The 25,728-nt window shown below is 70.9% G+C and carries 26 protein-coding genes, 1 tRNA gene and 3 pseudogenes; 20 read left to right on the top strand and 10 right to left on the bottom strand.

Annotated elements, in window-relative coordinates:
• Window positions 1-2 precede the first annotated feature (2 nt).
• A complete protein-coding gene (locus ACIPXB_RS27890; RefSeq protein ID WP_401454189.1) occupies window positions 3-509 on the top strand; it encodes a DUF6262 family protein in 507 nt (168 codons plus the stop codon).
• A gap of 55 nt (window positions 510-564) precedes the next feature.
• Here the strand turns inward: ACIPXB_RS27890 and ACIPXB_RS27885 are convergent, their stop codons facing one another.
• Window positions 565-918: a hypothetical protein gene (locus ACIPXB_RS27885; RefSeq protein ID WP_401454188.1), complete on the bottom strand. Its 354-nt coding sequence runs from the start codon at window positions 916-918 to the stop codon at window positions 565-567.
• 169 nt (window positions 919-1,087) lie between these two features.
• On the opposite strand from ACIPXB_RS27885, the gene ACIPXB_RS27880 reads away from it, so the two are divergent.
• Window positions 1,088-1,645 (top strand): YrhB domain-containing protein, encoded by a 558-nt coding sequence (locus ACIPXB_RS27880; protein ID WP_401454187.1) that lies wholly within the window; start codon window positions 1,088-1,090, stop codon window positions 1,643-1,645.
• Between the two features lie 93 nt (window positions 1,646-1,738).
• Window positions 1,739-2,770, top strand: a complete 1,032-nt coding sequence (locus ACIPXB_RS27875; protein WP_401454185.1) for a Ku protein — start codon at window positions 1,739-1,741, stop codon at window positions 2,768-2,770.
• Window positions 2,771-2,869: 99 nt separating this feature from the next.
• On the opposite strand, the pseudogene ACIPXB_RS27870 reads toward ACIPXB_RS27875, so the two are convergent.
• Window positions 2,870-2,995 (bottom strand): annotated as a pseudogene (locus tag ACIPXB_RS27870) (Ku protein); the annotation flags it as partial.
• Between the two features lie 55 nt (window positions 2,996-3,050).
• Here ACIPXB_RS27870 and ligD point away from each other — a divergent pair.
• Both ligD and ACIPXB_RS27860 read left to right on the top strand, forming a co-directional pair.
• Complete coding sequence (ligD, locus tag ACIPXB_RS27865; protein WP_401454183.1) at window positions 3,051-3,935, top strand: non-homologous end-joining DNA ligase; 885 nt, start codon at window positions 3,051-3,053, stop codon at window positions 3,933-3,935.
• Window positions 3,935-4,834, top strand: coding sequence for an ATP-dependent DNA ligase (locus ACIPXB_RS27860; RefSeq protein ID WP_401454285.1), 900 nt, complete (start codon window positions 3,935-3,937; stop codon window positions 4,832-4,834). The genes ligD and ACIPXB_RS27860 overlap by 1 nt, the downstream gene beginning before the upstream one ends.
• A 113-nt stretch (window positions 4,835-4,947) precedes the next feature.
• On the opposite strand, the gene ACIPXB_RS27855 is transcribed toward ACIPXB_RS27860, so the two are convergent.
• Together ACIPXB_RS27855 and ACIPXB_RS27850 are read right to left on the bottom strand one after the other, a co-directional pair.
• Window positions 4,948-5,310, bottom strand: coding sequence for a DUF6479 family protein (locus ACIPXB_RS27855; protein WP_401454181.1), 363 nt, complete (start codon window positions 5,308-5,310; stop codon window positions 4,948-4,950).
• A gap of 139 nt (window positions 5,311-5,449) precedes the next feature.
• A complete protein-coding gene (locus tag ACIPXB_RS27850) occupies window positions 5,450-6,436 on the bottom strand; it encodes an XdhC family protein (protein WP_401454180.1) in 987 nt (328 codons plus the stop codon).
• Between the two features lie 283 nt (window positions 6,437-6,719).
• Between ACIPXB_RS27850 and ACIPXB_RS27845 the strand changes: the two genes are divergently transcribed.
• The 7 genes and pseudogenes from ACIPXB_RS27845 to ACIPXB_RS27815 all read left to right on the top strand — a co-directional run.
• The gene (locus ACIPXB_RS27845) at window positions 6,720-8,033 is read left to right on the top strand and encodes a phosphoribosyltransferase family protein (protein WP_401454179.1); all 1,314 of its coding nucleotides are present in this window, start codon (window positions 6,720-6,722) and stop codon (window positions 8,031-8,033) included.
• A 156-nt stretch (window positions 8,034-8,189) separates the two neighbouring features.
• Complete coding sequence (locus ACIPXB_RS27840) at window positions 8,190-8,600, top strand: hypothetical protein (RefSeq protein ID WP_401454177.1); 411 nt, start codon at window positions 8,190-8,192, stop codon at window positions 8,598-8,600.
• A complete protein-coding gene (locus ACIPXB_RS27835) occupies window positions 8,597-9,757 on the top strand; it encodes a hypothetical protein (protein ID WP_401454176.1) in 1,161 nt (386 codons plus the stop codon). Before ACIPXB_RS27840 ends, ACIPXB_RS27835 begins: the two co-directional genes overlap by 4 nt.
• A 5-nt stretch (window positions 9,758-9,762) precedes the next feature.
• On the top strand, window positions 9,763-10,080 hold the full coding sequence (locus ACIPXB_RS27830) for a hypothetical protein (protein ID WP_401454175.1): 318 nt from the start codon (window positions 9,763-9,765) through the stop codon (window positions 10,078-10,080).
• Window positions 10,077-10,691, top strand: a complete 615-nt coding sequence (locus ACIPXB_RS27825; RefSeq protein ID WP_401454173.1) for a hypothetical protein — start codon at window positions 10,077-10,079, stop codon at window positions 10,689-10,691. The genes ACIPXB_RS27830 and ACIPXB_RS27825 overlap by 4 nt, the downstream gene beginning before the upstream one ends.
• 67 nt (window positions 10,692-10,758) lie before the next feature.
• Window positions 10,759-11,757 carry a sensor histidine kinase gene (locus ACIPXB_RS27820; protein ID WP_401454171.1) on the top strand — a complete coding sequence of 333 codons (999 nt, stop codon included), beginning with the start codon at window positions 10,759-10,761 and terminating at the stop codon, window positions 11,755-11,757.
• A gap of 126 nt (window positions 11,758-11,883) precedes the next feature.
• Window positions 11,884-12,438: pseudogene (locus tag ACIPXB_RS27815) on the top strand (response regulator); the annotation flags it as partial.
• Between the two features lie 123 nt (window positions 12,439-12,561).
• Here the strand turns inward: ACIPXB_RS27815 and ACIPXB_RS27810 are convergent.
• Together ACIPXB_RS27810 and ACIPXB_RS27805 are read right to left on the bottom strand one after the other, a co-directional pair.
• Complete coding sequence (locus ACIPXB_RS27810) at window positions 12,562-13,422, bottom strand: haloalkane dehalogenase (RefSeq protein WP_401454169.1); 861 nt, start codon at window positions 13,420-13,422, stop codon at window positions 12,562-12,564.
• A gap of 243 nt (window positions 13,423-13,665) precedes the next feature.
• On the bottom strand, window positions 13,666-14,082 hold the full coding sequence (locus ACIPXB_RS27805; protein WP_401454167.1) for a nuclear transport factor 2 family protein: 417 nt from the start codon (window positions 14,080-14,082) through the stop codon (window positions 13,666-13,668).
• Window positions 14,083-14,292: 210 nt separating this feature from the next.
• On the opposite strand from ACIPXB_RS27805, the gene ACIPXB_RS27800 reads away from it, so the two are divergent.
• The gene (locus ACIPXB_RS27800) at window positions 14,293-14,991 is read left to right on the top strand and encodes a helix-turn-helix domain-containing protein (protein WP_401454166.1); all 699 of its coding nucleotides are present in this window, start codon (window positions 14,293-14,295) and stop codon (window positions 14,989-14,991) included.
• A gap of 51 nt (window positions 14,992-15,042) precedes the next feature.
• Here the strand turns inward: ACIPXB_RS27800 and ACIPXB_RS27795 are convergent, their stop codons facing one another.
• Window positions 15,043-15,246: a DUF397 domain-containing protein gene (locus tag ACIPXB_RS27795; RefSeq protein WP_401454164.1), complete on the bottom strand. Its 204-nt coding sequence runs from the start codon at window positions 15,244-15,246 to the stop codon at window positions 15,043-15,045.
• Window positions 15,243-16,127: a helix-turn-helix domain-containing protein gene (locus ACIPXB_RS27790; protein WP_401454162.1), complete on the bottom strand. Its 885-nt coding sequence runs from the start codon at window positions 16,125-16,127 to the stop codon at window positions 15,243-15,245. The genes ACIPXB_RS27795 and ACIPXB_RS27790 overlap by 4 nt, the downstream gene beginning before the upstream one ends.
• A gap of 166 nt (window positions 16,128-16,293) precedes the next feature.
• Here ACIPXB_RS27790 and ACIPXB_RS27785 point away from each other — a divergent pair, with 166 nt between their 5' ends.
• A complete protein-coding gene (locus ACIPXB_RS27785) occupies window positions 16,294-16,917 on the top strand; it encodes an ATP-binding protein (protein WP_401454160.1) in 624 nt (207 codons plus the stop codon).
• Between the two features lie 200 nt (window positions 16,918-17,117).
• On the opposite strand, the pseudogene ACIPXB_RS27780 reads toward ACIPXB_RS27785, so the two are convergent.
• Window positions 17,118-17,313 (bottom strand): annotated as a pseudogene (locus ACIPXB_RS27780) (transposase); the annotation flags it as partial.
• Window positions 17,314-17,566: 253 nt separating this feature from the next.
• Here ACIPXB_RS27780 and ACIPXB_RS27775 point away from each other — a divergent pair.
• Window positions 17,567-19,855 carry a collagenase gene (locus ACIPXB_RS27775; RefSeq protein WP_401454158.1) on the top strand — a complete coding sequence of 763 codons (2,289 nt, stop codon included), beginning with the start codon at window positions 17,567-17,569 and terminating at the stop codon, window positions 19,853-19,855.
• A gap of 257 nt (window positions 19,856-20,112) precedes the next feature.
• On the opposite strand, the gene ACIPXB_RS27770 is transcribed toward ACIPXB_RS27775, so the two are convergent.
• Window positions 20,113-20,184: transfer RNA gene (locus ACIPXB_RS27770), tRNA-Arg, on the bottom strand.
• 107 nt (window positions 20,185-20,291) lie between these two features.
• Between ACIPXB_RS27770 and ACIPXB_RS27765 the strand changes: the two genes are divergently transcribed.
• The 5 genes from ACIPXB_RS27765 (at window position 20,292) to thrC (ending at window position 25,679) form a co-directional block, all read left to right on the top strand.
• Window positions 20,292-20,768, top strand: a complete 477-nt coding sequence (locus ACIPXB_RS27765; protein WP_401454283.1) for a response regulator — start codon at window positions 20,292-20,294, stop codon at window positions 20,766-20,768.
• A gap of 9 nt (window positions 20,769-20,777) precedes the next feature.
• Entirely contained in the window at window positions 20,778-21,773 is a 996-nt protein-coding gene (gene nrtL / locus ACIPXB_RS27760; RefSeq protein WP_401454157.1) for an ArgS-related anticodon-binding protein NrtL, read from the top strand.
• A gap of 18 nt (window positions 21,774-21,791) precedes the next feature.
• The gene (lysA, locus tag ACIPXB_RS27755) at window positions 21,792-23,183 is read left to right on the top strand and encodes a diaminopimelate decarboxylase (RefSeq protein WP_401454155.1); all 1,392 of its coding nucleotides are present in this window, start codon (window positions 21,792-21,794) and stop codon (window positions 23,181-23,183) included.
• A gap of 129 nt (window positions 23,184-23,312) precedes the next feature.
• Window positions 23,313-24,602, top strand: coding sequence for a homoserine dehydrogenase (locus tag ACIPXB_RS27750; protein WP_401454154.1), 1,290 nt, complete (start codon window positions 23,313-23,315; stop codon window positions 24,600-24,602).
• A gap of 6 nt (window positions 24,603-24,608) precedes the next feature.
• Window positions 24,609-25,679, top strand: a complete 1,071-nt coding sequence (gene thrC, locus ACIPXB_RS27745; RefSeq protein ID WP_401454152.1) for a threonine synthase — start codon at window positions 24,609-24,611, stop codon at window positions 25,677-25,679.
• Window positions 25,680-25,728: the final 49 nt, after the last annotated feature.

The raw sequence follows: 25,728 nt of genomic DNA, 5'->3' as shown, positions 1-25,728 counted from the left end.
GTATGAGCGAAGGCCGTTCCGAGGAGACCGCCCGGCGCCGAGAGCGGGTCCTCAAGGCGATTTCCGCAGCCGTCGGGACCGGCGAAGAGGTCACCGTCTCGGCGATCGCCCGGGCGGCCAGGGTCGACCGGTCCTTCTTCTATCGCCACCGCGACCTACTGGAGCGCATCCATGCCGCGGCCGCAGCCCCCTCGCCGGCCTCGGAGGCCGCAGCAGTCACCCGGGCGTCCCTGCAGGCGGACCTGGCGAACGCACTGGAACGCAACTCCCGGCTGTCCCTGCGGGTTCGGCAGCTGGAGCGTCGGCTCTCCGAGTCCCTGGGCGAACAGGTCTGGCGCGACTCGGGCCTCGGGGCCTCTGTCGACATTGACCAGCTGCAACGACAGATCGCCACGCTTCAACAGCAAGTAGTCGATCTGCAGGGTCAGCTCGACGAACGAACGGAGGACCTGCAGGCGGCCCGGGCGGCCAATCGGGAGCTCACCCGCGCACTGAACCGGCCTGGGTGATCGGCGTCAGTCCCGACTGGCCGGGCATCCTGAGCTCCCCGCGAGACCTGCTCTCTCAGCTTTCGGCCCAACTCGGTACCTCGGCCGTCGACGCGATCCAGGCCAGCAGGTGCCCGATGATCACATCGACTTCGGCCTGGGACTCGGGGCGAATGTCCGCCTGCCAAACCACCTCGGTCACGTCATCGATCCCCATGAGATGGCCCCAGCCCTCGGCGTACACAGCAGCGTTGCCCCAGCGGCTCCCCATTTCGGCGGTCACCCTCGCGTCGGCAATCGGCTTACGCCCCGGACGGTCAGGGGGCCCATCAGCAGGTCGAAGCCACAGCACCATCTTGGTTCCCCGTGCTCGGCACTCGGCCTCCTTCTCCGCAAACCACATCTCAAGCCATCGTGGCAGCTCGCCCACGTCGCCCCCTCACTCCGGCGTCCGGCAGAAGTCCATCCTGGCACCAGTCACCAAGGACAACTCGAACACTCGCCACCATCACAAGATCAGCGATAGAGCCCTCGCCTGTACGTCGACACCTGCTGCCAAAGCGGTTTGTCGAGTGCCCGAACCACCGCATCATGAGCGGATGATCCCCATGGAGCGCGCCATCGCGCTGGTTGAGCAGGTACTGGCGCGCGAGGACGCCAGGTCGCCACATGTCGAGGCTCTGCCCGTGGTTGTCTGGAAGACAGAGAGACATGCCCTTGGCTGGCTTGTGTTCGTCCAGTCCCCTCAGTGGGTCAGGAGTCGGGACAGCATGGACATGCTCGTCGGGATCGGTCCCTACCTCGTGGACGGCGACGATGGCAGCGTCCACACGATCTACGTCGTTGCCTATGCCATGGATGACTGGGAGGACGACTACCGATACCGCGTGAAGGGACCCCCTCGGCCCGGCGATCCGGAGGCTCTTCCCGTCGCGGTCGCTCGTGTCCTGGCAGCGGAGGGCAGGGTCGCAGCGATGCGACTGCTCCGCAAGCGGGCGCAACTCCTCACCTTGAACCAGGCCCGGGAGTACGTGGCATCCGTCAGTCGTGGCGAGGAGCCGCCCGAGGAGCTCGCGGAGATTGCCGCCGGCCCCCGTGAAGCCGTTCTCGTCCCGCCCATCACCACGGTCGCCGGACCAGCTTCTCCGCAGGCTTGACCCTGATACCGCCCGGTTGGCGGCCGGGCGGGTTCCGAGTGTCGCGGCGTCTGACCTCGGCTTAGCCTGAGGGTCCCAGGGAAGGAGCGCGGCATGAGAGCGACCTGGAAGGGGGCCATATCGTTCGGGCTGGTCACGATCCCGGTCCAGCTGTTCACCGCCACGGAGGAGCACGACATCCCGCTTCGCCAAGTGCACGAGAAAGACGGCTCCAGGGTGCGGCTGCGGCGTGTGTGTGAAGCCGAGGACGTCGAGATTCCGTACGAAGAAATCACCAAGGGCTACGAGGCCCCGGACGGCAGCATGATCATGCTCTCCGATGAAGACCTTGCCGACCTCCCCCTCCCCAGCAAGAAGCTCATCGACGTGCTGGCATTCGTCGATGCCGAGACCATCGATCCGCTGATGTTCTCCAAGGCCTACTACGTCGGCACCTCCGACCGCGCGGCAGACAAGCCTTATGCCCTGCTCAAGCAGGCTCTGACCGAGGCCGGGCAGATCGCCGTCACAAAGATCGCCATCCGGTCGAGAGAGTCACTCGCCGTGCTCCGAGTGCACGAGGACACGCTCGTGCTGCAGACCTGTCTCTGGCCCGACGAGGTCCGGCCTGCCGCCGGTGTCGCGCCGGAGGGAGAGGTCACGATCCGCCCCCAGGAACTGCAGATGGCCAGGTCCCTCATGGACATGCTGTCCCAGGACTTCGACCTGTCCACGCTCCACGACGAGTACCAGGAAGCCCTCCAGCAGGTGATCGAAGCCAGGCTCCAGGGTGTTGAGCTACCGCACGAAGAGGAAGCCGCCCCGACGGGCGGCAAGGTCATCGACCTCATGGCCGCCCTGGAGAACAGCGTCCGCGCGGCCAAGGAGTCGCGCGGGGAGCGCGGTGCTGCCGGGGAGACGGAGGCGGAGGTCCGGACCCTGCCTGTCCGCAAGACAGCGAAGAAGGCTCCGGCGAAGAAGACGGCACCGGCCAGGAAGGCAACGGGCTCCGCGGCGAAGAAGGCGGCTGCGTCACCGAAGGAGGCAGGCGGGAAGAAGACCACCACCGCCGCCACCAAGAGCACGGCCAAGGCCGCGACGAAGAAGACCGCGGCCAAGAAGACCACCAAGCGGGCCTCCGCCTGAACCCACCCCGCGCCACACCTGTTGCACGCCGACACGTTCACTGGTCGGCTCTGAGCTGGTCCGATTCTCGTCAGATCAGCGCGCGACAGCCGTGACCCCCAGAGAACCGCCGTCGGACAGGTGGATCTGCCGGAAGGAGATCGAGTGGTTCTCCGTGGCGTTCACGAGCTTGATCGGGATGCTGACCAGGCCGAAGGAGATCGCCCCGTTCCAAATGGATCGCACATGTCCTCCCGGATCGATTCGTGGCAATCTCCCCGATTCGTGGCAGTCTCATCGTATGACGCCGATCACACTCGTGGAGGGGCGTCGCATCGCGCTCAGCAACCTGGACAAGGTCATCTACCCGGAGACCGGCTTCACCAAGGGCGAGGTGCTGCACTACTACGCCACCGTCGCCGACGCCCTGCTCCCGCACATCGCCGACCGGCCGATGTCGTTCCTGCGCTATCCCGACGGCCCCGGCGGGCAGCTGTTCTTCACGAAGAATCCGCCGCCCGGCGCACCCGCCTGGGTGAGCACCACCCCCGTGCCCCGCTCGGAGGACCCCGGGGCCCGCCAGGTGGTCGTCGGCGACCTGCCCGCCCTGATGTGGGCGGCGAACCTCGTCGTCGAGTTCCACGTCCCGCAGTGGCGGGCCGGCCGCCCCGCGATCGCCGACCGCCTCGTCCTCGACCTCGACCCCGGCGCCCCCGCCACCGTCGTCGAGTGCTGCGCCGCCGCCCGCTGGCTGCGCGAGCGGCTGGCCGCCGACGGGCTGCGGGCGTACGCGAAGACCTCCGGCTCCAAGGGCCTGCACCTGTCCGTCCCCCTGGAACCCACCCCCTCCGGCGAGGTGTCGGCGTACGCCAAGCGGCTCGCCCAGGAGGCCGAGCGCGAGCTGCCGGACCTGGTCGTGCACCGCATGGCGAAGGCCCTGCGTCCGGGCAAGGTCTTCGTCGACCACAGCCAGAACGCGGCCGCCAAGACCACCGCCGCCCCCTACACGCTGCGCGCCCGCGCCCGCCCCCTGGTGTCCGCCCCCGTCGCCTGGCCGGAGGTCGACGCCTGCCGGGCCCCGGCGGACCTGGCCTTCCTCGCCGACGAGGTCGTCACCCGGCTCGCCCGGGACGGCGACCTGTTCGCCCCGCTGGCCGACCCCGCACACGCCGGGAGGCTGCCGTGATCCGCGTCGCCCTCGCCCGGACGGTCCGCGCCCTGCCGGTGGGGGACGGACTGGCGTACGAGCCCAAGTTCGACGGCCACCGGATGGTCGTCGTGCGCTCGGACGCCGGCGTGGTCCTCCAGGCCCGCTCGGGCCGGGTCGTCACGGCCGCGTTCCCCGACCTCGCGGTCGCGGCCCGGCAGCTGCCGCCGGGCACCACGCTCGACGGCGAGGTGGTGGTCTGGCACGCCGGCCGTACCGACTTCGCCCTCGTCCAGCGCCGCGCGGCGGCCACCCCGGCCCGGGCCACCGTCCTGGCCGCGCGCCTGCCCGCCTCGTACGCCGCCTTCGACGTCCTGGAGCTCGCCGGACTCGACGTGCGCGCCCGCCCGTACGAACGCCGCCGCACGCTCCTGGTCGACCTGCTCCTGCCGCTGGGGCCGCCGCTGCAGCCGGTGCCGATGACCACCGACCCGGAACTGGCGGCCACCTGGTACGAGACCCTGCCGGCCAGCGGCATCGAGGGGCTGGTGATCAAACGGCTGGACCAGTCCTACCCGGCCGGCCGGCGGATCTGGCAGAAGCTGCGCCACACCGACGTACGCGACGCGGCGGTCGTCGGCTTCACCGGGACCCCGCGCCGCCCGCTGGCGCTGGTCCTGGTGCTGCCGGGCGCGGAGGACGAGCCTCCCGTGGTCTCCAGCCCCCTCTCGCCCCCGGCCCGGGTCGCGCTGACGCGCGTCCTGGCGGCCCGCCTGCCGTCGCCGGGTGCCACCGGGGTGGCCACCGCGATCGGGCGGGGCGAGGTGCCGTACCACCTGGTGGACCCGCCGCTGTCGGCGGAAGTGCGCGCCACCGCCGGCCGGCACCCGCCACCGGAGGTGCTGCGGGTGCGGACGGACGTGACGCCGGACGCGTGACGGTGGACGCATGACGCGCGACAACGCCCGCGCCCGCACAGGGCAGCCCGCCGTGCGGGGAGGTCCGGGAGGGGGGCTCCCGGACCTCCCCGCACGGCGGGCCGCCGGGGAGGTCAGGCGTGTCGTACCGTCCCGCCCGCAGACGGTTGCTGCTGGGGTTTGCGGGGATACCCATGCCCGGGATCCCGCGCCTCGCGCACGGCCTCGGGGTGGGCGGACGTGGTGGAACCGAAGTTGCCGTAACCCTGCATCTCGTGCGGGCGCAGGCCCCCCTTGGGGATCTCGACCGGGTCGCGTTCCTCGCTGACCTCGTGGACCGCCCCGCCGGCGGGCAGGTGCGGCTGGCTCTCGGCGGTCGGCGGCGGCGGCTCCTTGTCGCGGACCCTCCTGCCCAGCACGAACATGCCGAGCAGGAATCCGGCCACGGCGATGCCGACGACCGCGAACCACGCGATATCGCTCAGGGTCGTGTTCATGACCGTCGTCTACCCGGACCGGATCACCCCATGCGCGAAACCGGAAAAAAACCTGAAAACCCGCAAAACCACCCGGCGGAGCCGCCGCAGAACCACCCGCATCCGCCTCGGAAGCCGGCAGCCGGCTTCCCGATCCGCCTCAGCCGCTGAGCGGACCGTCCGTGTCCCGCAGCGCCTTCGCCGCGTCGCGGGTGCCGAGGACGCTGAGGATCTCCGCGCAGATGGCCAGGGCCGTCTCCGCCGGCGTCCGGGCGCCCAGGTCCAGGCCGATGGGCCCGTGGATCGCGCGCAGCTCGGCCTCCGTCACGCCGGCGGCCAGCAGGCCCTCGCGGCGGCGGGCCTGGGTGCGGCGCGAGCCGAGCGCGCCGACGTAGGCGACCCCCTCGGCCAGAGCGGTCCGCAGGGTCGGCACGTCGAAGTCGGGCTCGTGGCTCAGCATCACCAGGCAGGCGGCGTCGCGCCGGTCCCGCAGCAGCTTCGCGGCCGCCGCCCCGCTCTCCACCACCACCGCGTCCCACTCCAGCAGCTCCGCCTGCCGCGCGATGATCTGCGCCAGCTCCCCGCCACCGCCGATCACCAGGCACGGCGCGGACGGGTACGCCTCGACCAGGACCAGCCCGGCGTCGCCGTACAGCGCGTCGCGCCCCACCCGGTGCGTCCCCAGGATCTCCTCCGCCCGCCGCTCGGCGTCCGATACCGGGGTACCGACGGCGCGGACGACGTGACTGACCGCCTGGTCGGCGTCCGCGTTGAGGCGGGTCACCAGCGCCACCCCGGCCCCGTCCGCCAGCAGGTCCCACCACTCGCCGGGTACCGACGTCAGCGGCTGCAGCAGCACCTCGGCCTGACCGCCGCAGGTCAGCCGGGCCTGCCCGGCCTCGGCGGCGCCCACCGACACCTCGCACACCCGCGCGGTGGCCCCGGCCGGGAACGCGGCCGCCTCGGCGGCCAGCTCGGCGTCGAACACCCCCCGGTACAGCGCCCCGACGCACTCCCCGCGCGGATCCACCAGCACCGCGCCGGAAGGGTCCCGCGGCCCGAAGCCCTGTTCCGTCACCGGCCGTGCCAGGAACCCCGTACGGCCTTCGGCGATCCAGCTCCGCGCCGTCCGTGCCAGTTCACGCATCCCGCAGCCCCGTCCTCGTCGTCGTGCTCGTCGTGCTCGTCGTGCTCGTCCGGATCGGACCCGTGGGACACCGGAAGGAGGCGCGGCGCCGCGCGGGCTGCCTCAACCCTAGGGACCCGCACCCGCACCGCCCAGCCCACGAAACACCGAGGCCGCCGGCACCGCCTCGTAGGGACCGCCCACAGCCGTCGCCCGCCGCGCGCCCCGAGTTGCGGGCCGCACCCCCATGGGGTTGCGTCGGAGGTGGAAGGGGGGACGTGGGCGGGGCGGGAGGTGGGTCACCGTGTTCTTCACCGACCGCGACGACGCGGGCCGACGACTCGCCGTGGCGCTGCGGGCGTACGCGTCCCAGAACCCCGTGGTCCTGGGGCTGCCCCGGGGCGGGGTCCCGGTGGCGTTCCACGTGGCGCGGGCGCTGGGCGCGCCCCTCGACGTGATCGTCGTGCGCAAGCTGGGGGTCCCGTACCAGCGTGAGCTGGCCTTCGGCGCGATCGGGGAGGGCGGCGTACGCGTGATCAGCGACGACATCGTCCGGCGCGGCCGGCTGCGGGAGGAGGACCTGCGGGCCGTCGAGCGCGCGGAGGAGGCGGAGCTCGTACGGCAGGCCCGGCGCTTCCGCGAGGGCCGGCCGCGACGCGAGCTGCGCGGTCGTACGGCGATCGTGGTCGACGACGGCATCGCGACGGGCGCGACGGCGGCGGCCGCCTGCGCCGTCGTACGGGCACAGGGCGCGAGCCGGGTGGTGATGGCCGCCCCCGTGGCCCCGCCGGACGCGGTCGCCCGGGTCGGCGCGGCGGCGGACGAGGTGGTGTGCCTGGACACCCCGCGGGCGTTCTCGGCGGTCGGCCAGTGGTACGAGGACTTCTCCCAGACCTCGGACGAGGAAGTGATCGCCCTCCTGACGGAGGCAGCCAAGGCCCCGCCCGCCCCCTCTGCCGCCCCCACCCCTGACCCCGAAGACGTCGAGACCGAGACCGAAATCGAAATCGAGACCGGACAGGGCCCCCTCCACCTGGCCGGAACCCTCACCCTCCCCCCGACCCCGCCGGCCGTGGTGGTGTTCGCCCACGGCTCCGGCAGCAGCCGCCTCAGCCCCCGCAACCGCTCGGTGGCCGCCGCCCTGAACCGGGCGGGCCTGGGCACCCTCCTCTTCGACCTGCTCACCCCGGCCGAGGAGACGGACCGGGCGAACGTCTTCGCCATCGACACCCTCGCCGAACGCCTGACCCGGGCCACGGACTGGCTGCGAACGCGCACCTCCGCACCCCTCGGATACTTCGGCGCGAGCACGGGCGCGGCGGCGGCGCTACGGGCCGCCGCGGCCCCCGGCGCGGACCTCGTGGCCGTGGTCTCCCGCGGCGGCCGCCCCGACCTCGCGGGCCCCGCCCTGGCATCGGTCCGCGCCCCGACCCTCCTCATCGTCGGCGGCGCCGACCCCACGGTCCTCGCCCTCAACCGCGACGCCCAGCAGGCCCTGCGCTGCGAGAACCACCTGGCGGTGATCCCGGGCGCCACCCACCTCTTCGAAGAACCGGGCGCCCTCACGGAGGTCTCCATCCTGACGACGTCCTGGTTCCTCACCCACGTTCCCCGGTGACCCCCCGGCCCCCGACGCCCCGGAACCAGCGCCGAACACCCGCATGAATGCCCCACCGTGACGCTCGCCGAGTTGGGCCTTCGGCGCTGAACGCCCTTGCTCCCATGCGTTGTTAAGGTGATCTCTTTAGCTGTGCGCACCACGGGGAGGGTTTCGGTGACGTTCGACGAGGAATGGACAGCAGCCAAGCAGAGTGCCGCCGCGACGGGTGGTTCGTCGTACGACCTCGTCGTCACCCAGGACGACCTGGGCAGCGTCGGACACGAGGCGTTCGTCGTCCACGGTGAACTCCGCAAGAAGTCGGACATCGCCGGCACCGGTGCGACCGGCCGGGCTGCTGCCGAGTGCTCGGCCAAGAATCTGGCGATGGGGCCGGAGCTCTCGGTGACCCTCTCCACCTGGGACTCACAGGTCAAAACGGTGCTGCAGATGTACGCGCACATATCCAACCATCTCGACTACTCCAAGAAGTCCCACGCACGCAACGACGAGGCCATCGCCGCCAGCCTGCGTCACCGCGACGGTTCCGCCATGTCGGTATCGGAGATACAGAAGTACGTGAAGTGACTTTCACCTGGACCGACCTCATCACCCTTGACGTCGCCAAGCTGAACGAAGCCGTCACGGAGTGGAAGACGGCAGCGGAGGAACTCGCGAAGCTGCAAGGCACTGTGCGCGACGGCCTGGTAAAGAAGTCTGAGGCGGCTCGGTGGGAGGGGGTCGATGCTTCCGTCACCCGGGAGTTCGTCCGCAGCGCGGCGAAGGAGGTGGACGACCTCCGGCGTGAGGCCAAGAGCATTCACGCGGTCCTCGCCGACGCCCAAGAGGAGCTGACGCGGATCCAGAAGCAGGCGAAGACCTTGGCCGAGGCGGCGAGGCAGGGCGACCAGAACCACGACCCCGAGCCGGATCCGGGGCTGCTGGTGTTCGACGGCGGCGGTGGCAAGGTGCGCGTGGAATCGTCCATCTGCGACGCGAAGGGGCCCAGCCAGCGCACCCAGGACATGATCCGTTGGTACGCCGACGCGCTCACCGGCCTGGTCACCCACGCGGCCGAGGTGGACGCGGCCGCCACCCGGGCTCTGCGCGCCTCCCACGGCGCCGACCCCTACAACGCCGGCCACGCCGAATACACCTCGCTGGACCAGGACCAGCTCCCGCGGGCCATGAAGCTGGCCGCGCTGGGCGAAGACGCCAAGCCGGCCCAGCAGGCCGAACTGAGAAGGCTGTGGCAGTCGCTCAGCCCGGACGCCCGCGCGCAGCTGTGGACCGCCCACCGGGACGACCTGCTCGCCGCCGGACTCTTCAACCCGTCGGTCAAGCAGGTGGCGCCCGACCGGGGGTCCGGCAAGCACGGGGCGGAGGACCCCGGCTTGGACGACTGGGGCACCAGGATGAAGATGAACCTGCTCGTCATCGGTGCCGACGGGGGCGACCTGAACGACGCCTCCCGCCACATGAAGCACTACCTGGACAACACAGGGACCCCCATGAAGCTCCCGGTCGACAAGATGCTTTCGACAACAAGGGCTTCCAGACTCACGCGGACGATTTTCTGCTCGAGAACGAGGCAGCGTGGCGCGAGCAGGCACTGGCCGAGTACGAGAGGAGTGGGGGCCGCCCGGTTGCGATGCCTGTCGAGACACAGAACAGGGACTACTACTTCACCGAGGGAGCGGACCGCAATTGGTTCTACGCGGTCGGCGGCGCACGCTCGAACGTGACGGGGGTGGTGACGGTCATACCGGGCGCCGACGGCAAGCCGGTGGTCGGGCTCGACTACCAGGTCAACGTCTGGGACCGGTACAACTGGGACGAGGGCAAGGGCGTGACCATCGGGAAGTTCGAGATACCCGACGGTGAACCGGCCCGGCAGCACAAGGTGGGGCTGGCCCAGGAGTTCAACATGGCGGGGAGCAGCTCGGTGAAGCACTACGAACTGGGCAGCGGAGCGGCGGTGCCCGCTCCTGAGGAGCCCGGGCGCGCCGGCGAACGCAGTGACCCGGGGCGCCATGCCCGGGACGGCGGAGGGGATGTCGACCGATGAACGGTCCGGCGGCTCCGCCCGGTGCCGGGAGGCGGAAGCCCTGGCAGCGGCGCCTCGCCATCGGTGCCTGGGTCTTCTCGGGCCTATGCGTCCTCGGTGTGCTCGGCGCGGTCCTGTGGGTCGTGCACGGGTTGCGGGAACCGGCCGAGCAGGAGCGGCGGGCGTGCTGTTGGGAGGAGAACGCCACGCCCGAGTGGACGGCGGGCGTGTTGGGCCTGCGGGTGCCGGAGACGGCCACCGACCGGCGTGCCGGGCTCCACACCAACGCGCAGTACGACGCAGCGCTGCTCGCCTTCACCGTGACGACCGCGGAGGCGGACGTCTTCCTGAAGCCGCTTCGGCGAGAGGGCACTCAGCTGCTTCCGAACCGGAACCCGGAAGCCCCGGGCCACACCCGCAGCGACGGCTTCACCCACCTCGGCCTCCCCGAGCCCGAAACCCTCGTCGAGGGTGTGCGCAGCACGAGTGTCTGCCCCCGTGAGGCGCAGACGCCGGAAAGCGCCGCGCTCCGCCTGTGCGCGGAGATCCACGCGCACGAGCTCCGGCCCGGCGTCACGCGCGTCTACATCTGGGCCGGCAGCGATGCGGCCCTCGCGAAGCCTCCGGCCTGATCACGGGGTTTCACGCTGACGTGACTTCTCACCCCGGTCCATCGAAGTGAACGCATACGTTCTGGGCATGGGTGAAATCGCTCGCCGGCGCCTGCTCCTGCTCGACGTGCTCGCCGCACTCGGGTTCGTACTGCTCCCTCAGGTGTCGGTCCTCAGGCCGGCCCTCGGCGGTGCGGTGGACCACACCACGGTGTGGCTGTTGTCGGCGGCCACCGCACTGCCGCTCGCCGTCCGCCGGCTCAGGCCGACGCCCGTCTTCGTGTTCGTCCTGACCGCCGCATGCGTCGCGCTGGCGGCCGGCCTCGGTCCCGTCCCGTTCCTCGCCGCCGCCTACGCCCTGTACCCGGTGGCCGTGACCCGCCCCGGGGGGACCCGGCTGTCCACGGTCGTCGTCGGCGGGGTGAGCACAGCGGGTGCGGCCGCGCTGACGTTGACGGGCGGGCAACGCTACGAGGGCGGAACCCTGGGCGTGCAACTCGTGTTCGGCCTGCTGGTACTGGGCGCCACCTGGGCCGCCGGCGCGGCGGTCCGGGAACGGCGGGAGAGCGTGCGGCGTACGGTCGAGCAGGCGGCCGAGCGGGCGAAGGTGATCGAGGACGTCAGCAAGAGGGCGCTGCGCGACATGCGGGCCACCCTCAAGGTGATGCGTCACGACGCGGCGAGCGCCGAGGACCTCAGGCGGCCGGCTCTGAGGTTGTCGGACCTGCCCGAGCTGCTCCGGACGGCCGAGGCGGCGGGCGTCCGCGTCGAGCTGCGGTCCCACTGCCCGGAGGACCTGCCGGACGGTGTGGCGCTGTCCGCGTTCCGGATCGTCCAGGAGGCACTGACCAACGTCGTCAAGCACGCCGCCCCGACCCGGTGCCGGGTCCACCTCGGTGCGCAGGACGGAGCGTTGACGATCGAGGTCGAGGACGACGGCCCTGGCTCCGGACACCGGCCGACCGTCCCCGGCGGCGGGCTGGGCCTCGTCGGCATGCGGGAGCGGGCCGCCGCCCATGGCGGCGCCCTGACCGCCGGACCACGGGAGAGGGGCGGGTTCCGGGTCTCGGCCAGACTGCCGTACTGAACCACTGCCGTACTGAACCACTGCCGTACTGGAGCGCTGCCGCACGGGCCTGCGCAGGGAACGGAACTCATCCTCAGGTAGGGGTTCCGCCGGCGCCGGACGTCCGGCAGTCCCGTCCCCGGACTGATGTGCCGGCCCCGGTGCCCCCGCCAGACTGGTCCGGTGATCAACCGGGGGAGTTTCCGCGTCCTGATCGATTCGAGCCCCGGAATGGAGTCGGTCGGCGAGGCGGGCGACGGCGCTGCCGCGGTGCACCTCGCCCGTGAACTCAAGCCGGACGTCGTCCTGATGGACCTGCGGATGCCCGTCATGGACGGGATCGCGGCCACGCGGGCGATCTGTTCCGACGAGACCATGGCGGGGGTGAGGGTCCTGGCCCTCACGATGTTCGACATGGACGAGTTCGTCTTCCCGGCCCTCCAGGCCGGTGCCAGCGGTTTCCTGCTCAAGGACGCCTCACCGGCCGACCTGGTCGCCGGCATCCGCGTCATCGCCACGGGCGAGGGCGTCCTCGCCCCCACGGTCACCCGCCGCCTGATCGCGAACTACTCCCGCCCGACCGAGACCCCTCGGCAGGCCCCCCGGCTGCTCGGCCTCACCAAGCGGGAACAGGAGGTGCTCGTGCTGATCGCGAACGGCCTGTCGAACGCCGAGATCGCCGAGCGGCTCGTGATCGGCCTGCCGACGGTCAAGATGGGCGCCCAGTCGAGCAGGAACGCCTGGACATGCCGCGGTTCCCGCAAACCCAGCCGGCGAGACGGCCGCACTGTCCGGGTCCGGGTGACGGGCGTTCGTCGATCGTCCTCACGGGAACCGCTTCGTGATCGCCGCCGTGATCGCGTCCGGTGTGTGTTCCTGGATGAAGTGCCGCGCGTGCGGCAGCTCGACTATGTCCAGATCGGTGAAGGCGGCCCGCATCCGCGGGATAGAGGTGTTCGGACGGAACACCATGTCCTGCATTCCCCACACCAACAGGGCCGGCTTGTCGCCGAGCCGGGAGGGCACGTCCCGGGCCAGCTGGTCCAGCAGTGGGCGCGCGGCGCGAATTTCCTTGGGCGTCATGGCGAGTCCGCGTCGGGCTGCCGCGGTGGGCTGCACCGCACGGTAGTGGTCGGCCTCGGCCGCGGTGAGCTTGCGCCCCAGTTCGGCGAGCAGGACGCGCTCAACGAGGAAGTTCTGTTCGAGGATTCTCCGCTGCATCGGACGGCTACTCATGATCACGCTGAAAGTCCGGTTCGCGACCGCTTCGATCGGCCAGAACGCGGTGTTGCCCAGCACAATCCCCCTCACCCGGTCCGCGCGCGCGGTGACCGCACCCAGCCCGATGGGTCCGCCCCAGTCGTGTCCCATCAGAACGAAGTCGTCGAGCCGCAGGTGGTCGATCAGCTCGCCGAGGACGGTGGTGTGCTCGGCGAGGGTGTAGCCGAAACCCGCAGGACGTTCGGACAGTCCGAAACCCAGGTTGTCGACGGCGACACACCGGTACCGGTCGCGCAGGTCCTTCACGATGTGGCGGTAGAGGAAGCTCCACGCCGGAGCGCCGTGACAGAACAGGATCGTCGGTCCGGTCCCCTCGTCGATGTAATGAACCCTGCCGGCGGACGAGTCGAACCAACGCGACTCGAAAGGGTAGAGATCCCTGTCGGGAACGAAGTCGATCAGCATGAGGCCCTCCCTCGGATGCCGGGCTGCACAGTGTCCCGGTCTCGGCGCACGCGGCGACGATCGGAGCCAACCGTTCACCTCCAGAACGACCGGCTCCGCGTCCAGTCGTATCCCGTCGGGGACCCCTCGGGGAAGAACGCCACTTGTGCACCGCCGCCAGAACGGCCTCCGGCGTGGCCACACAGCAGGCGTTGCCCATCTGCCGTGGAAGCCCGGCGCCTTCCACCGGCTGGATCGGGACACCTACCGTGGAACTTCACCGAAGACCATGCGCAGACCGCGGGCTGTGTCCACGTACTCGCGGACACGGTGGATCAGTCCGTCCCGGAGTTCGATGACGAAGCAGTAGTCGTTGCTGTAGTGGCCGCCGTTGGCGAGCGTCGCCGTCATGGCCGCCTCCACCGCCACCCGCTCGCCGTCGACGTGAACCCCGCGGAAGGTGACCGCGACGTCACGCGCGTACAAGCGGGGGAAGTCCCGGGCGAAGAAGCGCACGATCGCCTCCCTGCCCACCATGTGGTTGCTTCCCCCGAGTGCGACGGCGGTGGCGTTCCCAGGGGGCGAAAGCCATTCGGCGTCCTCGCTGAGGACCGCGGAGATCCGGTCCGGGTCGTTGCTGGCGAACGCCTGGAAGGCGCTCTGGATGATGTGTTGGCTCATGAACCCACCCTCGCCTTCCGTGCGTGCCGGCGTATTGGACAATTGTTCCCTTCGGTCGCCGCCTAGAATGGGGTCGTGCGATCTACGCGATCCCCCGTGCGCGAGCGTGAGGCGGTGGCCAGGTGGGACGTTGCGAGACCGTCACGGCCCAGCCGGACATACGGCGTCAGCCTGGCCGGATTCCGCGACCGCCACGCGGGACCGGTCGACATGCGGGTGATCCCGCACCCGGCCGTCACGCTCGTTCTGGAGCTCGGTGACGACCCGTTGACCGTGGATGCCGCCACGGGCCGGCAGCAGCTGACAAGCCTTGCCACCGGACTCCTGCACGGCGCTCTTCACGTCCGGGGAGAGAACGTCGAGTGCGTGGAGGTGCGGCTGTCGCCGGTGGCCGCGTACGCGGTGCTGGGCACCTCCCCGGCGGATCTGGAGCACGGGGCCGTCAGCCTTGAGGACCTGTGGGGCCGGAGCGCGCCGCGGATCCGGGAGGAACTCATCGAAACCCGGTCATGGCAGGACCGTTTCGCCCTCACGGACGCCCTGCTCGCCCGCCGGGGAGAGGCGGGGCCGTCCGTGGATCCCCAGGTGGCCTGGTGCTGGGACCGGATCGTCGGCAGCCACGGCCGGATCCGGGTCGAGGGACTGGCGGCCGAGGTCGGCTGGAGCCGAAAACGCCTGTGGTCCAGGTTCCGGGCGCAGGTCGGCCTCCCGCCCAAGCGCGCCGCGAAGCTGGTCCGCTTCGACCACGCCGTCCACCGCCTGGCGGCGGGCGAGGACGCGGCCCGGATCGCGGCGGAGAGCGGCTACGCCGACCAGTCCCACCTGCATCGTGACGTCCGGGAGTTCAGCGGGGTGACTCCGGCGACCGCGGCCCGCGAGCCAGGGCTTGCGGTGGACGACATCGCATAGGCGGAAACGCGTCGTCAGCTTCGTCCTTTTCGATTTCGGCCACCGGGGGCCTCAGCTGAGGTGAGTGATGAACGCCTGCCAGGCGTGGGGTGCGAAGGCGATCACGGGGCCGGCGGGCCGCTTGCTGTCCCGGACGGGGACGGCGCCGGGGACGTTGTCGGCGACCTCGACGCACTCGTTGTTGCCACCGCTGAATGTGCTGCTTCGCCACCTCGCGGCCGTCAGGTCCGGCATCGTGTGGCGTTCAGTGGTCATGGTCTGTGCTCCTTGGCCCTGCGCTGAATGAGAGTGCGGGACTCAACGGGTGACAGGGCCGACGTGCGTGCGGCGTCGAACAGGTCTCGGTATCGGGAGACCTCCGCCTCTCGCTCCAGCCAGATGGATCCGGTCGGGTTGTCCGTCAGCACTACGTCGAGTGCCCCCTCCTCGCGGAACCCCAGCACTACGTATGGGCCGAACATACTCGCATGGGCTCCGCGAGAGAACGGCAGGACCTGGATGGTGACATTGGGGAGCTCGGTGGCGGCCAGTAGGTGTTCCAGTTGCGCGTGCATGATCGCGCTGCCGCCCACCTGTTGAAGTAGCACGGCTTCCGAGAGCACAGCCCAGAGCTGGATCGGGGCTTCTCCGTTCAGTCGCTCCTGGCGGGCCAGTCGCACCTGGACGAACTGCTCGATCTCGTCGCCCGTCTGCCATTGCCGTGAGGCGACTGTCACAGCGCGGATGTACTCCGGTGTTTGGAGCAGCCCAGGCACCAGTTGGGCTTGGAACGTGCGGATGGAGCCAGCGATCGCCTCCAGGGCGATGTAGTCGCGGTACGCATCGGCGAGAACCGCACCGTACTGGTTCCACCAGCCCTCCCTGCGGCGGCGATTGGCCTTCTTGGCCAGGGCACTGAGGCGGGAGCGTACGGATGCGTCGGTCACGTCGTAGGCGTGCAGCATGGCGACGAGATCCGGCAGGCGTACGGTCACCCTGCCGTTCTCGATCCGGCTGATCTTGCCCTTGGTGCAGTCGAGGGCATCGGCTGCATCGGCGGTGGTCAGGCCGGCATCTTCGCGCAGGCGCCGCAACTCGTCCCCGAGCTGGCGGCCGAGAACGGTTGACGGGCTCGCGGGTGCGATGTGCGTCGTCATGCCGACACCTTTACCAGATCCGGTGACTTGAGGCGTGATGCTAACTCGAATTGGTGAAAGTAGCCTTCATATCGATCTGCAACGTTGCCAGTTACGTGCGCTCGCCGCCATGCTTCCAGGCATGGAGCCGGCAGGAGCCGGCTGCTCGCGACTCTTACGGGAGTGCATGTTGACCACGCTCATCGACGTCTCGTTCCGCCTCTCCCGCCGCCCCCGCAGCGTCCCCCGCGCACGTTCCGCGCTCCATGCCGTCCTCGCCGACTGGGGAGCCGGGGAGGAGCTCCGCCACACCGCCGAGCTCGTCCTCTCCGAGCTCGTCACCAACGCCCTGCGCGTACGCGCCCCCAGCGACCGCCAGGTCGGCGTACGGATCGCGTACTCCACCTCCGACGGCACCCTCCGCCTTGAGGTGAGCGACGCCGGGGCCGGGCGGCCCGAGGTCCGGCGGCCCGGCGCCGACGAGCCCGAGGGACGCGGCCTCTGGGTCGTGGAGGCGCTGAGCCTGCGCTGGGGCGTCGGCCCGCGCCCCGGCGGGATCGGCAAGACCGTATGGTCCGAGCTCAAGGCCCCGGCCCTCGACCCGGCGCCCGCGACCCGGCAGGTCGCGGCCATCGCCGTCCGCGCCGGGCAGTCCGTTCGCGTAGGGGACGCCTGGCACACCGTCCGCGCCGTCCGCACCGAGCCGCAGCCGACCGGCGGCCTGGCCGTCGTCCTCGGGCTCGACGGCCGCCCGCCCCTCCGCCTCCCGGCCGGGGAACCGCTGGCGGTCCGGGCGCCCGCCGTACAGTGAGGGGCACGCCCTGGTGCTCAGTCCGCGTTCAGGACGCAGACACCGGCACCACGGTCCTCGACCGGGCTCACGTTGAACGTGCCCACACCCCTCTGCCCACGTTGGACGAGGCCCACCCTCACGTCCGGAGGCCGTCGGCCCTTCCGGCGTTTTGCCAGTTCAGCAGTCCAGTTGACGCCATGCCAGGGGCTCGGTCTCGGCGCGGTCTTCCAGCGCATGGTCCAGCGGGCCTGACCCCGGCCGGTGGGGTCCAGCGACGTGATCGCCATGTAGACGCACTTCAGAGCGGCGGTCTCGTCTCGTTCGGGAAGTGCCCGCGGGCCTTGACCGCCCGCCGGACCCCGCGTTCACGGACTCGGTCGCGTTCGTGGTGCAGACGAGGCGGCGGCTCTCGAGCCGCCTGGTAGAGCCTGTGGCGGGTTGCGTCGGTTGTTCTGTGCGGCGTGATCAGCCCGATACGGGGTCCGCATCTTTTTTCCGCGCTGGCCGTTGGATTCGGTCAGAACCCTTCCAGAGCAATGCGACATGTGAAATTTTACACGTCACATGTCGGCAGCCCGTGTTTCCCCGCACGAGGCCCCAACGGCCCTGGAGGCCCCCACAGATGCACCCCTCCCGAATATCGCGGACCCGCGCACGAAGACTTCCCGTGCTCGGCGCGGCCGCCTTCCTGGCCCTCGGCCTCTTGACGCAGCAGAGCCAGGCCGCCCCGGTCGGCGCGGCGGCCCCGGCCGGCGGCCCGCGCGATACCGCGGTCTCGGGGCCGCGGGCGATCCCGGTCCCGAAGTCACCCCACGCCATCAGCGAGAACCCCCGCTTCCGCCTCTCCTCGCAGGACGGCACCGAGGAGTCCGGTCCGGCGGCCGCGCCCACCACCGCCAAGACCGCCAAGACGGCCGAGCAGTCCCCGCTCGCCGCCGCGGACGGGTGCGGTGACCTCTCCGGCGTCATCAACGCCACGGGCGGCGCGCTGGTCCAGCAGCTCAAGGATCTCCCCCAGATCACCTGCACCTACCCGTTGTTCAGCCTCACCGGGGAGAACGCGCGGAAGACCTTCCGCGAGGCGCAGATGGTGACCGTCGCCAACGCGCTGCGCGCCGACTCCGCCGCGTACGCGGGCGACAACCGTTCCTCCACCGGCCAGTTGGTGATGTTCCTGCGCGCCGGCTACTACGTGCAGGACAACAACGCGGACGCCGTCGGGGACTACGGCCCGGCGCTGGCGGGCGCGGCACGCGGCGCGCTCGACGCGTTCTTCGCCTCCCCGCGCAGCAAGGACATCACCGACGCCAACGGCGCGATCCTCAACGAGGTCGTCACGCTGATCGACAGCACCCACGAGGCGGGCCGGTACGCCGGTGTCGTGAAGTGGCTGCTCGGCGCCTACGACGGCACCTGGCCCGGCCAGATGAACCTCGCCATGCAACACGTCGAGTGGGTCGTCGGGAACGCCTTCAAGGCCAGGAACGACGAGCGCGGCTGGCGGGCCGCCCTCAAGGCGGACCCCGCCATCCTCGACACCTGGGCCGGCTTCGTCACCCGCAACGGCGGGCAGCTGAACCGCCTGGACGTGGTGAGCAACGTCGGCCGCTTCCTGGGCCACGCCCTCGACGTCCCCGAGCTCAGGGAGCGGGTCCGGCCGCTGCTGAGGGACCTGATCAACCGGTACCCGAACGTCGGTCCCACCGCGCCGCTCACCATGAACCTGGGCTGGGCCACCCGCCAGTACGACCGGGGCAACTGCGCGGCCTACGCCATCTGCGACCTGGGGCAGCGCGTGCTCCCCGCGATCCTTCCCCTCCAGCACACGTGCACCCCGGGCCTGAAGATCCGCGCCCAGGACATGTCGCCCGGCCAGCTGGCGAGCACCTGCACGAGCCTGGCCGAGCAGGACGCGTACTTCCACCGGATCATCGGCGACGACGGTCCGGTCCCCGACGACGTGAACACGGACCTGGACGTCGTCGCCTTCGACGACTACACCCAGTACGCGCTGTACGCCTGGGCCATCTACGACATCGACGTCGACAACGGCGGCATGTACGAGGAGGGCAACCCGGCCGTCCCCGGCAACCAGGCCCGCTTCATCGCCCACGAGGCCAGCTGGCTGCGCCCGGACTTCCAGATCTGGAACCTCAACCACGAGTACACGCACTACCTCGACGGCCGCTACAACATGTACGGCGACTTCGAGGCGGGCATGACCACGCCGACCATCTGGTGGGTCGAGGGCATCGCCGAGAACATCTCGTACGGCTACCTGGGCGAGCGCAACACCGCCGCCATCGCCGAGGCCGGCAAGCAGACGTACCGGCTCAGCGAGCTCTTCGACACCGTCTACGGCCAGGACGAGGACCCCCAGGTCAACTCGGACCGGGTCTACCGCTGGGGCTGGCTCGCCGTCCGCTACATGCTCCAGAAGCACCCCGCCGACGTACAGACCGTGCTCGGCAAGTACCGCACCGGTGACTGGGCCGGAGCCCGCGGCTTCCTGAAGCAGACCATCGGCACCACGTACGACGCGGACTTCGCGACCTGGCTGACGACCACCTGTGCGACCGACGGCTGCGGGCCGCTCCCCGACGCCCTGACCACGACACCCGCGCCGCTCTGCACCCTCGGCGACCCGCGCCAGTTCGACCAGAACTGCCGCCGGGACGGCCTCGCCGCCGCCGCCGGCGACTACAGCTACCACTTCGTGTACCTGCCGACCGGCGTCAAGCGGCTGACCATCACCAGCAGTGGCGGCACCGGCAACGCCGACCTGTACTACGGCGGCGGCAGCTGGGCCACCACCGGCAGCTACCAGGCGAAGTCGACCAACGCCGGGAACGGCGAGACCCTGACGATCGACAACCCGCCCTCGGGCTGGGTCTACTTCAGCCTCGCCGCCGCGCAGGACTTCACCGGCGTGAGCCTCTCCACACAGGCCGAGTGAACCGGTTCGCCGGGGCCCGCCAGGCCCCGGCGAACATCATCCGACCCACGGCAGGCCGGGAGCACCCCGCCCCTGGCGCGGGGCGACCTGACGGTCAGCTACTGGTACCTCGTGGGGTATGGCCCGGAGGGAGAGCAGGTTTCGGCGGGGCGACGACCGAGAGCCGTATGTCGCGATGTATACGGCAAAAAAGCCCGCCCCCTTAGAGGGGCGGGCTTAAAGGCACGCTGACCTGCGAAAACGCAGTTCTGTCAGAGTGCCCCCGGCAGGATTCGAACCTGCGCACACGGCTCCGGAGGCCGTTGCTCTATCCCCTGAGCTACGGGGGCGTGTCGTTCGCTGTGCGGCGACGGGTTGAACACTACCAGCTTCCACGGGGTGATCAGGAACCGGTTTGCGGGGGAAGGAGGGGGTGGGTCGCCCGGAGGGGGTGGAAGTGGCAAAAACCCGGACGCGGGGGCCGCGGCGGACCTACTCTCGAGTTGTGCCAGGCGTCTCGGGCCGGGTGCTTGTTGTCGACGACAACAAGGTCATCCGGCAGCTGATCAGGGTCAATCTCGAGCTGGAGGGCTTCGAGGTCGTGACCGCGAACGATGGTGCCGAGTGCCTGGACATCGTTCACCACGTGAACCCCGACGTGATCACCCTTGATGTGGTCATGCCGCGCCTTGACGGGTTCGGGACCGCCGAGCGGCTGCGATCCGATCCGCGGACCCGGCATCTGCCCGTGGCCATCGTCAGCGCCTGTACGCAGCACGAGGTGGAGACCGGGATCGCGGCCGGTGTCGACGCCTTCCTCGCCAAGCCCTTCGAGCCCGCCGAGCTCGTCCGGCTCGTCCGGCGGCTCATGGAGCGCAAGGACGGTGTTCACATGGCGAAACCGGTTCGCGTTCGGGGGGACCTCCTCCCCTAGGCTGGTCCCGTGACCCCCGCCGATCTCTCCCGTACCGTCGTGCGCGCCGTGCGCCGCGCCGTCGAGGACGGGGAGCTGGTCGCCGAGGTGCCCGCGCGCGTCGTCGTGGAGCGGAGCCGGCCCGGCGGGGTGGGGGAGTACGCCAGCCCCGTCGCGTTCCAGCTCGCCAAGGGGGGCGACCGCGCGCCCGCCGACGTGGCGCGGGTGCTGGCCCGGCGGCTCGGCGCGGAGCCCGGGATCCGGGCCGTGGAGATCACCGGCGCCGGGTTCCTCAACTTCGAGCTCGCGAGCGGCGGGTGCGGGGACCTCGTACGGGACGTGCTGGAGCAGGGGCTCCGGTACGGGTACGGGTATGGGTGTGGGTACGGGGCTGGGGGCGTTCCCGTGGAGGCCTTCCGGTGGGACGAGGGTGTCGAGCCGCGGTCGCGCGTCGTGCGCGAGGCCGTGGTGCGGCTCGTGCGGTCCCAGGGGGACGCGGACGGGCCCGGACCGCTGACCGTCGCCCCCGTGGCGCGGGGGGACGGGGACGTCTTCGCGCGGTTCGGGGCGGACGGCGCGCGGTGGGGGATGCTCACCGTGCCCGCCAGGGAGACTCCCGTCCTGTCGGCGCGACTGCTGCTCCAGGACGAGAGCAACGATCTCTTCCGCGTGCGGTACGCCCATTCCCGGGCCCGTGCGCTCCTGCGCAACGGCCCGCTGCTCGACGTCGAGGCCGAGTGCGGGGAGGTGCCCGCGTCCCCGGGCTCCCGCGAGCTGCTGCGGCTGCTCGGCGAGTATCCGCTCGTCCTGGAGACCGCCGCCCACCACCGGGCCCCCGAGCAGCTCGCCCGCCACCTCGTCCTCGTCGCCGACGCGCTCCTCGACTTCCAGCACCACGTGCTGCCCCTCGGCGACGAGAAACCCTCGGCCGCCCACCGCGCCCGGCTGGCCCTTGCCGAAGCCGCCGGGACGGTGCTGGCCGGCGGCCTGGCCCTGCTTGGTATCGGCGCACCCGAGTACCTCTGAACCAGTAAGAGAGATGTCATGAGTCGTTCCGCACACCCCGCCGGGCCCCGCCACGCCGCCGATCTCCCCGAGGGCCACTACTCGCCGCCGCCCGCCGACCTCAACCTCCTCGACGAGAAGGTCTGGGCGCGCACCGTCCGGCGCGGCGACGACGGCGTGGTCAGCGTCGGCGGGATCGAGGTCACGCGGCTCGCCGAGGAATTCGGGACCCCTGCCTATCTGCTCGACGAAGAGGACTTCCGGCAGCGCTGCCGGGCCTGGGCGAACGCCTTCGGAAAGGACGCCGACGTCTTCTACGCCGGAAAGGCGTTCCTCTCCAAGGCCATCGTGCGGTGGCTGAAGGAGGAAGGACTCAATCTCGACGTGTGCTCCGGCGGGGAACTGACCACGGCCCTCGCCGCCGAGATGCCCGCCGACCGCATCGCGTTCCACGGGAACAACAAGTCCGGCGCCGAGATCCGCCGCGCCATCGAGTCCGGCGTGGGCCGTATCGTGCTCGACTCCTTCGAGGAGATCGCCCGCGTCGCCCACATCGCCGCCGAGCTCGGGGTCCGCCAGCGCGTGCAGATCCGCGTCACCGTCGGCGTCGAGGCCCACACCCACGAGTTCATCGCCACCGCCCACGAGGACCAGAAGTTCGGCATCGCCGTCGCGGGCGGCGCCGCCGCCGAGGCCGTACGCCGCGCGCTCGGCCACGACAGCCTCGAACTGATCGGCATCCACTCCCACATCGGCTCGCAGATCTTCGACATGGCCGGCTTCGAGGTCTCCGCCAAGCGCGTCGTGCAGCTGCTGGCCGCCGTACGCGACGAGCACGGCGTCGAGCTCCCCGAGATCGACCTCGGCGGCGGCCTCGGCATCGCCTACACCTCCGACGACGACCCCCGCGAGCCCCACGAGATCGCCAAGGCGCTCACCGAGATCGTCGCCCGCGAGTGCGAGAGCGCCGGGCTGCGGGCGCCGCGCATCTCCGTCGAGCCCGGCCGCGCCATCGTCGGCCCCACCGCCTTCACCCTCTACGAGGTCGGCACTGTCAAGCCGCTGGAGGGCCTGCGGACGTACGTCAGCGTCGACGGCGGAATGTCGGACAACATCCGCACCGCGCTCTACGACGCCGAATACAGCGTCGCGCTCGTTTCGCGCCGTTCCGACGCCGAACCGATGCTTTCCCGCGTCGTCGGCAAGCACTGCGAGAGCGGTGACATCGTCGTACGCGACGCATTCCTGCCCGCGGACCTCGCTCCCGGTGACCTGATCGCCGTACCGGCCACCGGCGCGTATTGCCGCTCCATGGCCAGTAACTACAACCACGCGCTGCGCCCGCCCGTCGTGGCCGTGCGCGACGGTGCGGCCCGTGTCGTCGTCCGGCGCGAGACGGAGGAAGATCTCCTGCGACTCGACCTCGGATGATGAAATTGCCGTCTCACTCCATGGACCGAGGGTGGAAACTGGTGTCCAGTGAGTGAGACTGGTTCACACCCGGACCGCAATTCCGCGGCCCGGGGCTGATTCGTAAGATCGAAAGGCTTAGGTCGAATGATGCGTTCGCGTCCTCTGAAGGTGGCGCTGCTGGGCTGTGGAGTGGTCGGCTCAGAGGTGGCGCGCATCATGACGACGCACGCCGACGACCTCACAGCCAGGATCGGGGCGCCCGTCGAACTGGCGGGCGTCGCCGTCCGGCGGCCCTCCAAGGTCCGCGAGGGCATCGACCCCGCCCTGATCACCACCGACGCGACCGCCCTGCTCAAACGCGGTGACATCGACGTCGCCATCGAGGTGATCGGCGGCATCGAGCCCGCCCGCACCCTCATCACCACCGCCTTCGAGCACGGCATCTCCGTCGTCTCGGCCAACAAGGCGCTGCTCGCCCAGGACGGCGCCGCACTGCACGCCGCGGCCGAGCAGCACGGCCTGGACCTCTACTACGAGGCCGCCGTGGCCGGCGCCATCCCGCTGGTCCGCCCGCTGCGCGAGTCCCTCGCCGGCGACAAGATCAACCGGGTGATGGGCATCGTCAACGGCACGACGAACTTCATCCTCGACAAGATGGACTCCACCGGCGCCGGCTACCAGGAGGCGCTCGACGAGGCCACCGCCCTGGGGTACGCCGAGGCCGACCCCACCGCCGACGTCGAGGGCTACGACGCCGCCGCCAAGGCCGCGATCCTGGCCGGCATCGCCTTCCACACCCGGGTCCGCCTCGACGACGTCTACCGCGAGGGCATGACCGAGGTCAGCGCGGCCGACTTCGCCTCCGCCAAGCGCATGGGCTGCACCATCAAGCTCCTGGCCATCCTCGAGCGCGCCGCCGACGGCCAGTCCGTCACCGCCCGCGTGCACCCCGCGATGATCCCGCTCAGCCACCCGCTGGCATCGGTCCGCGAGGCGTACAACGCCGTCTTCGTCGAGGCGGAGGCCGCCGGGCGGCTCATGTTCTACGGCCCGGGCGCGGGCGGCTCGCCGACCGCCTCCGCGGTCCTCGGCGACCTCGTCGCCGTCTGCCGCAACAAGCTCGCCGAGGCAACGGGGCCCGGCGAGTCGGCGTACACCCAGCTGCCGGTCAGCCCCATGGGCGACGTCGTGACGCGGTACCACATCTCCCTCGATGTGGCCGACAAGCCGGGCGTGCTCGCCCAGGTCGCGACCACCTTCGCCGAGCACGGCGTCTCCATCGACACCGTCCGGCAGCAGGGCAAGGACGGCGAGGCCTCCCTCGTCGTCGTCACCCACCGCGCCCCCGACGCCGCCCTCTCCGGCACCGTCGAGGCCCTGCGGAAGCTCGACACCGTCCGCGGTGTCGCCAGCATCATGCGTGTTGAAGGGGAGTAAGGACCCATGACCACGAATCGCACCCACCAGTGGCGCGGCATCATCGAGGAGTACCGGGACCGCCTGCCGGTCACGGACACGACCCCCGTGGTCACGCTCCGCGAGGGCGGTACGCCGCTCGTGCCGGCGCAGGTCCTGTCCGAGCGCACGGGCTGCGAGGTGCACCTCAAGGTCGAGGGCGCGAACCCCACCGGGTCCTTCAAGGACCGCGGCATGACCATGGCGATCACCCGGGCCAAGGAGGAGGGCGCCAAGGCGGTCATCTGCGCCTCCACCGGCAACACCTCCGCCTCCGCCGCCGCCTACGCGGTGCGCGCCGGCATGGTCTCCGCCGTGCTGGTCCCGCAGGGGAAGATCGCGCTGGGCAAGATGGGCCAGGCCCTCGTCCACGGCGCCAAGATCCTCCAGGTGGACGGCAACTTCGACGACTGCCTGAACCTGGCCCGCGCGCTCTCCGACAACTACCCGGTGGCGCTGGTCAATTCGGTGAACCCGGTCCGTATCGAGGGCCAGAAGACGGCCGCGTTCGAGATCGTCGACGCGCTCGGCGACGCGCCGGACATTCACGTGCTCCCGGTCGGCAACGCGGGCAACATCACCGCGTACTGGAAGGGGTTCAAGGAGTACAAGGCCGACGGCCTTGCCTCCCGCACCCCCCGCGTCTGGGGTTTCCAGGCCTCCGGCTCCGCGCCCATCGTGCGCGGCGAGGTCGTCAAGGAGCCGCACACCATCGCCACCGCGATCCGGATCGGCAACCCGGCCTCCTGGGACCACGCGCTCGCGGCCCGGGACGAGTCGGGCGGCTTCATCGACGAGGTGACGGACCGCCAGATCCTGGCCGCCTACCGCCTGTTGGCCTCCCAGGAGGGCGTCTTCGTCGAGCCCGCCTCGGCCGCCTCCGTCGCCGGTCTGCTCAAGGCCGCCGAGCTCGGCCTGGTCGACCCGGGCCAGACGATCGTGTGCACCGTCACCGGCAACGGCCTGAAGGACCCCGACTGGGCGATCGCCGGCGCTCCGCAGCCGGTCACCGTTCCGGTGGACGCCGAGGCCGCCGCCGTACGCCTCGGCCTGGTGTGACGACGTAGCCGCCGCCGGGTTCCGGACGCCCTCCGGAACCCGGCAACTC

Origin of the sequence: Streptomyces sp. NPDC090022, from assembly GCF_044748145.1 — a bacterium.
Classification (GTDB): Bacteria; Actinomycetota; Actinomycetes; order Streptomycetales; family Streptomycetaceae; genus Streptomyces.
Note: the sequence above shows the minus strand (reverse complement) of the source record. Positions and strands in the feature narration are given on the sequence as shown.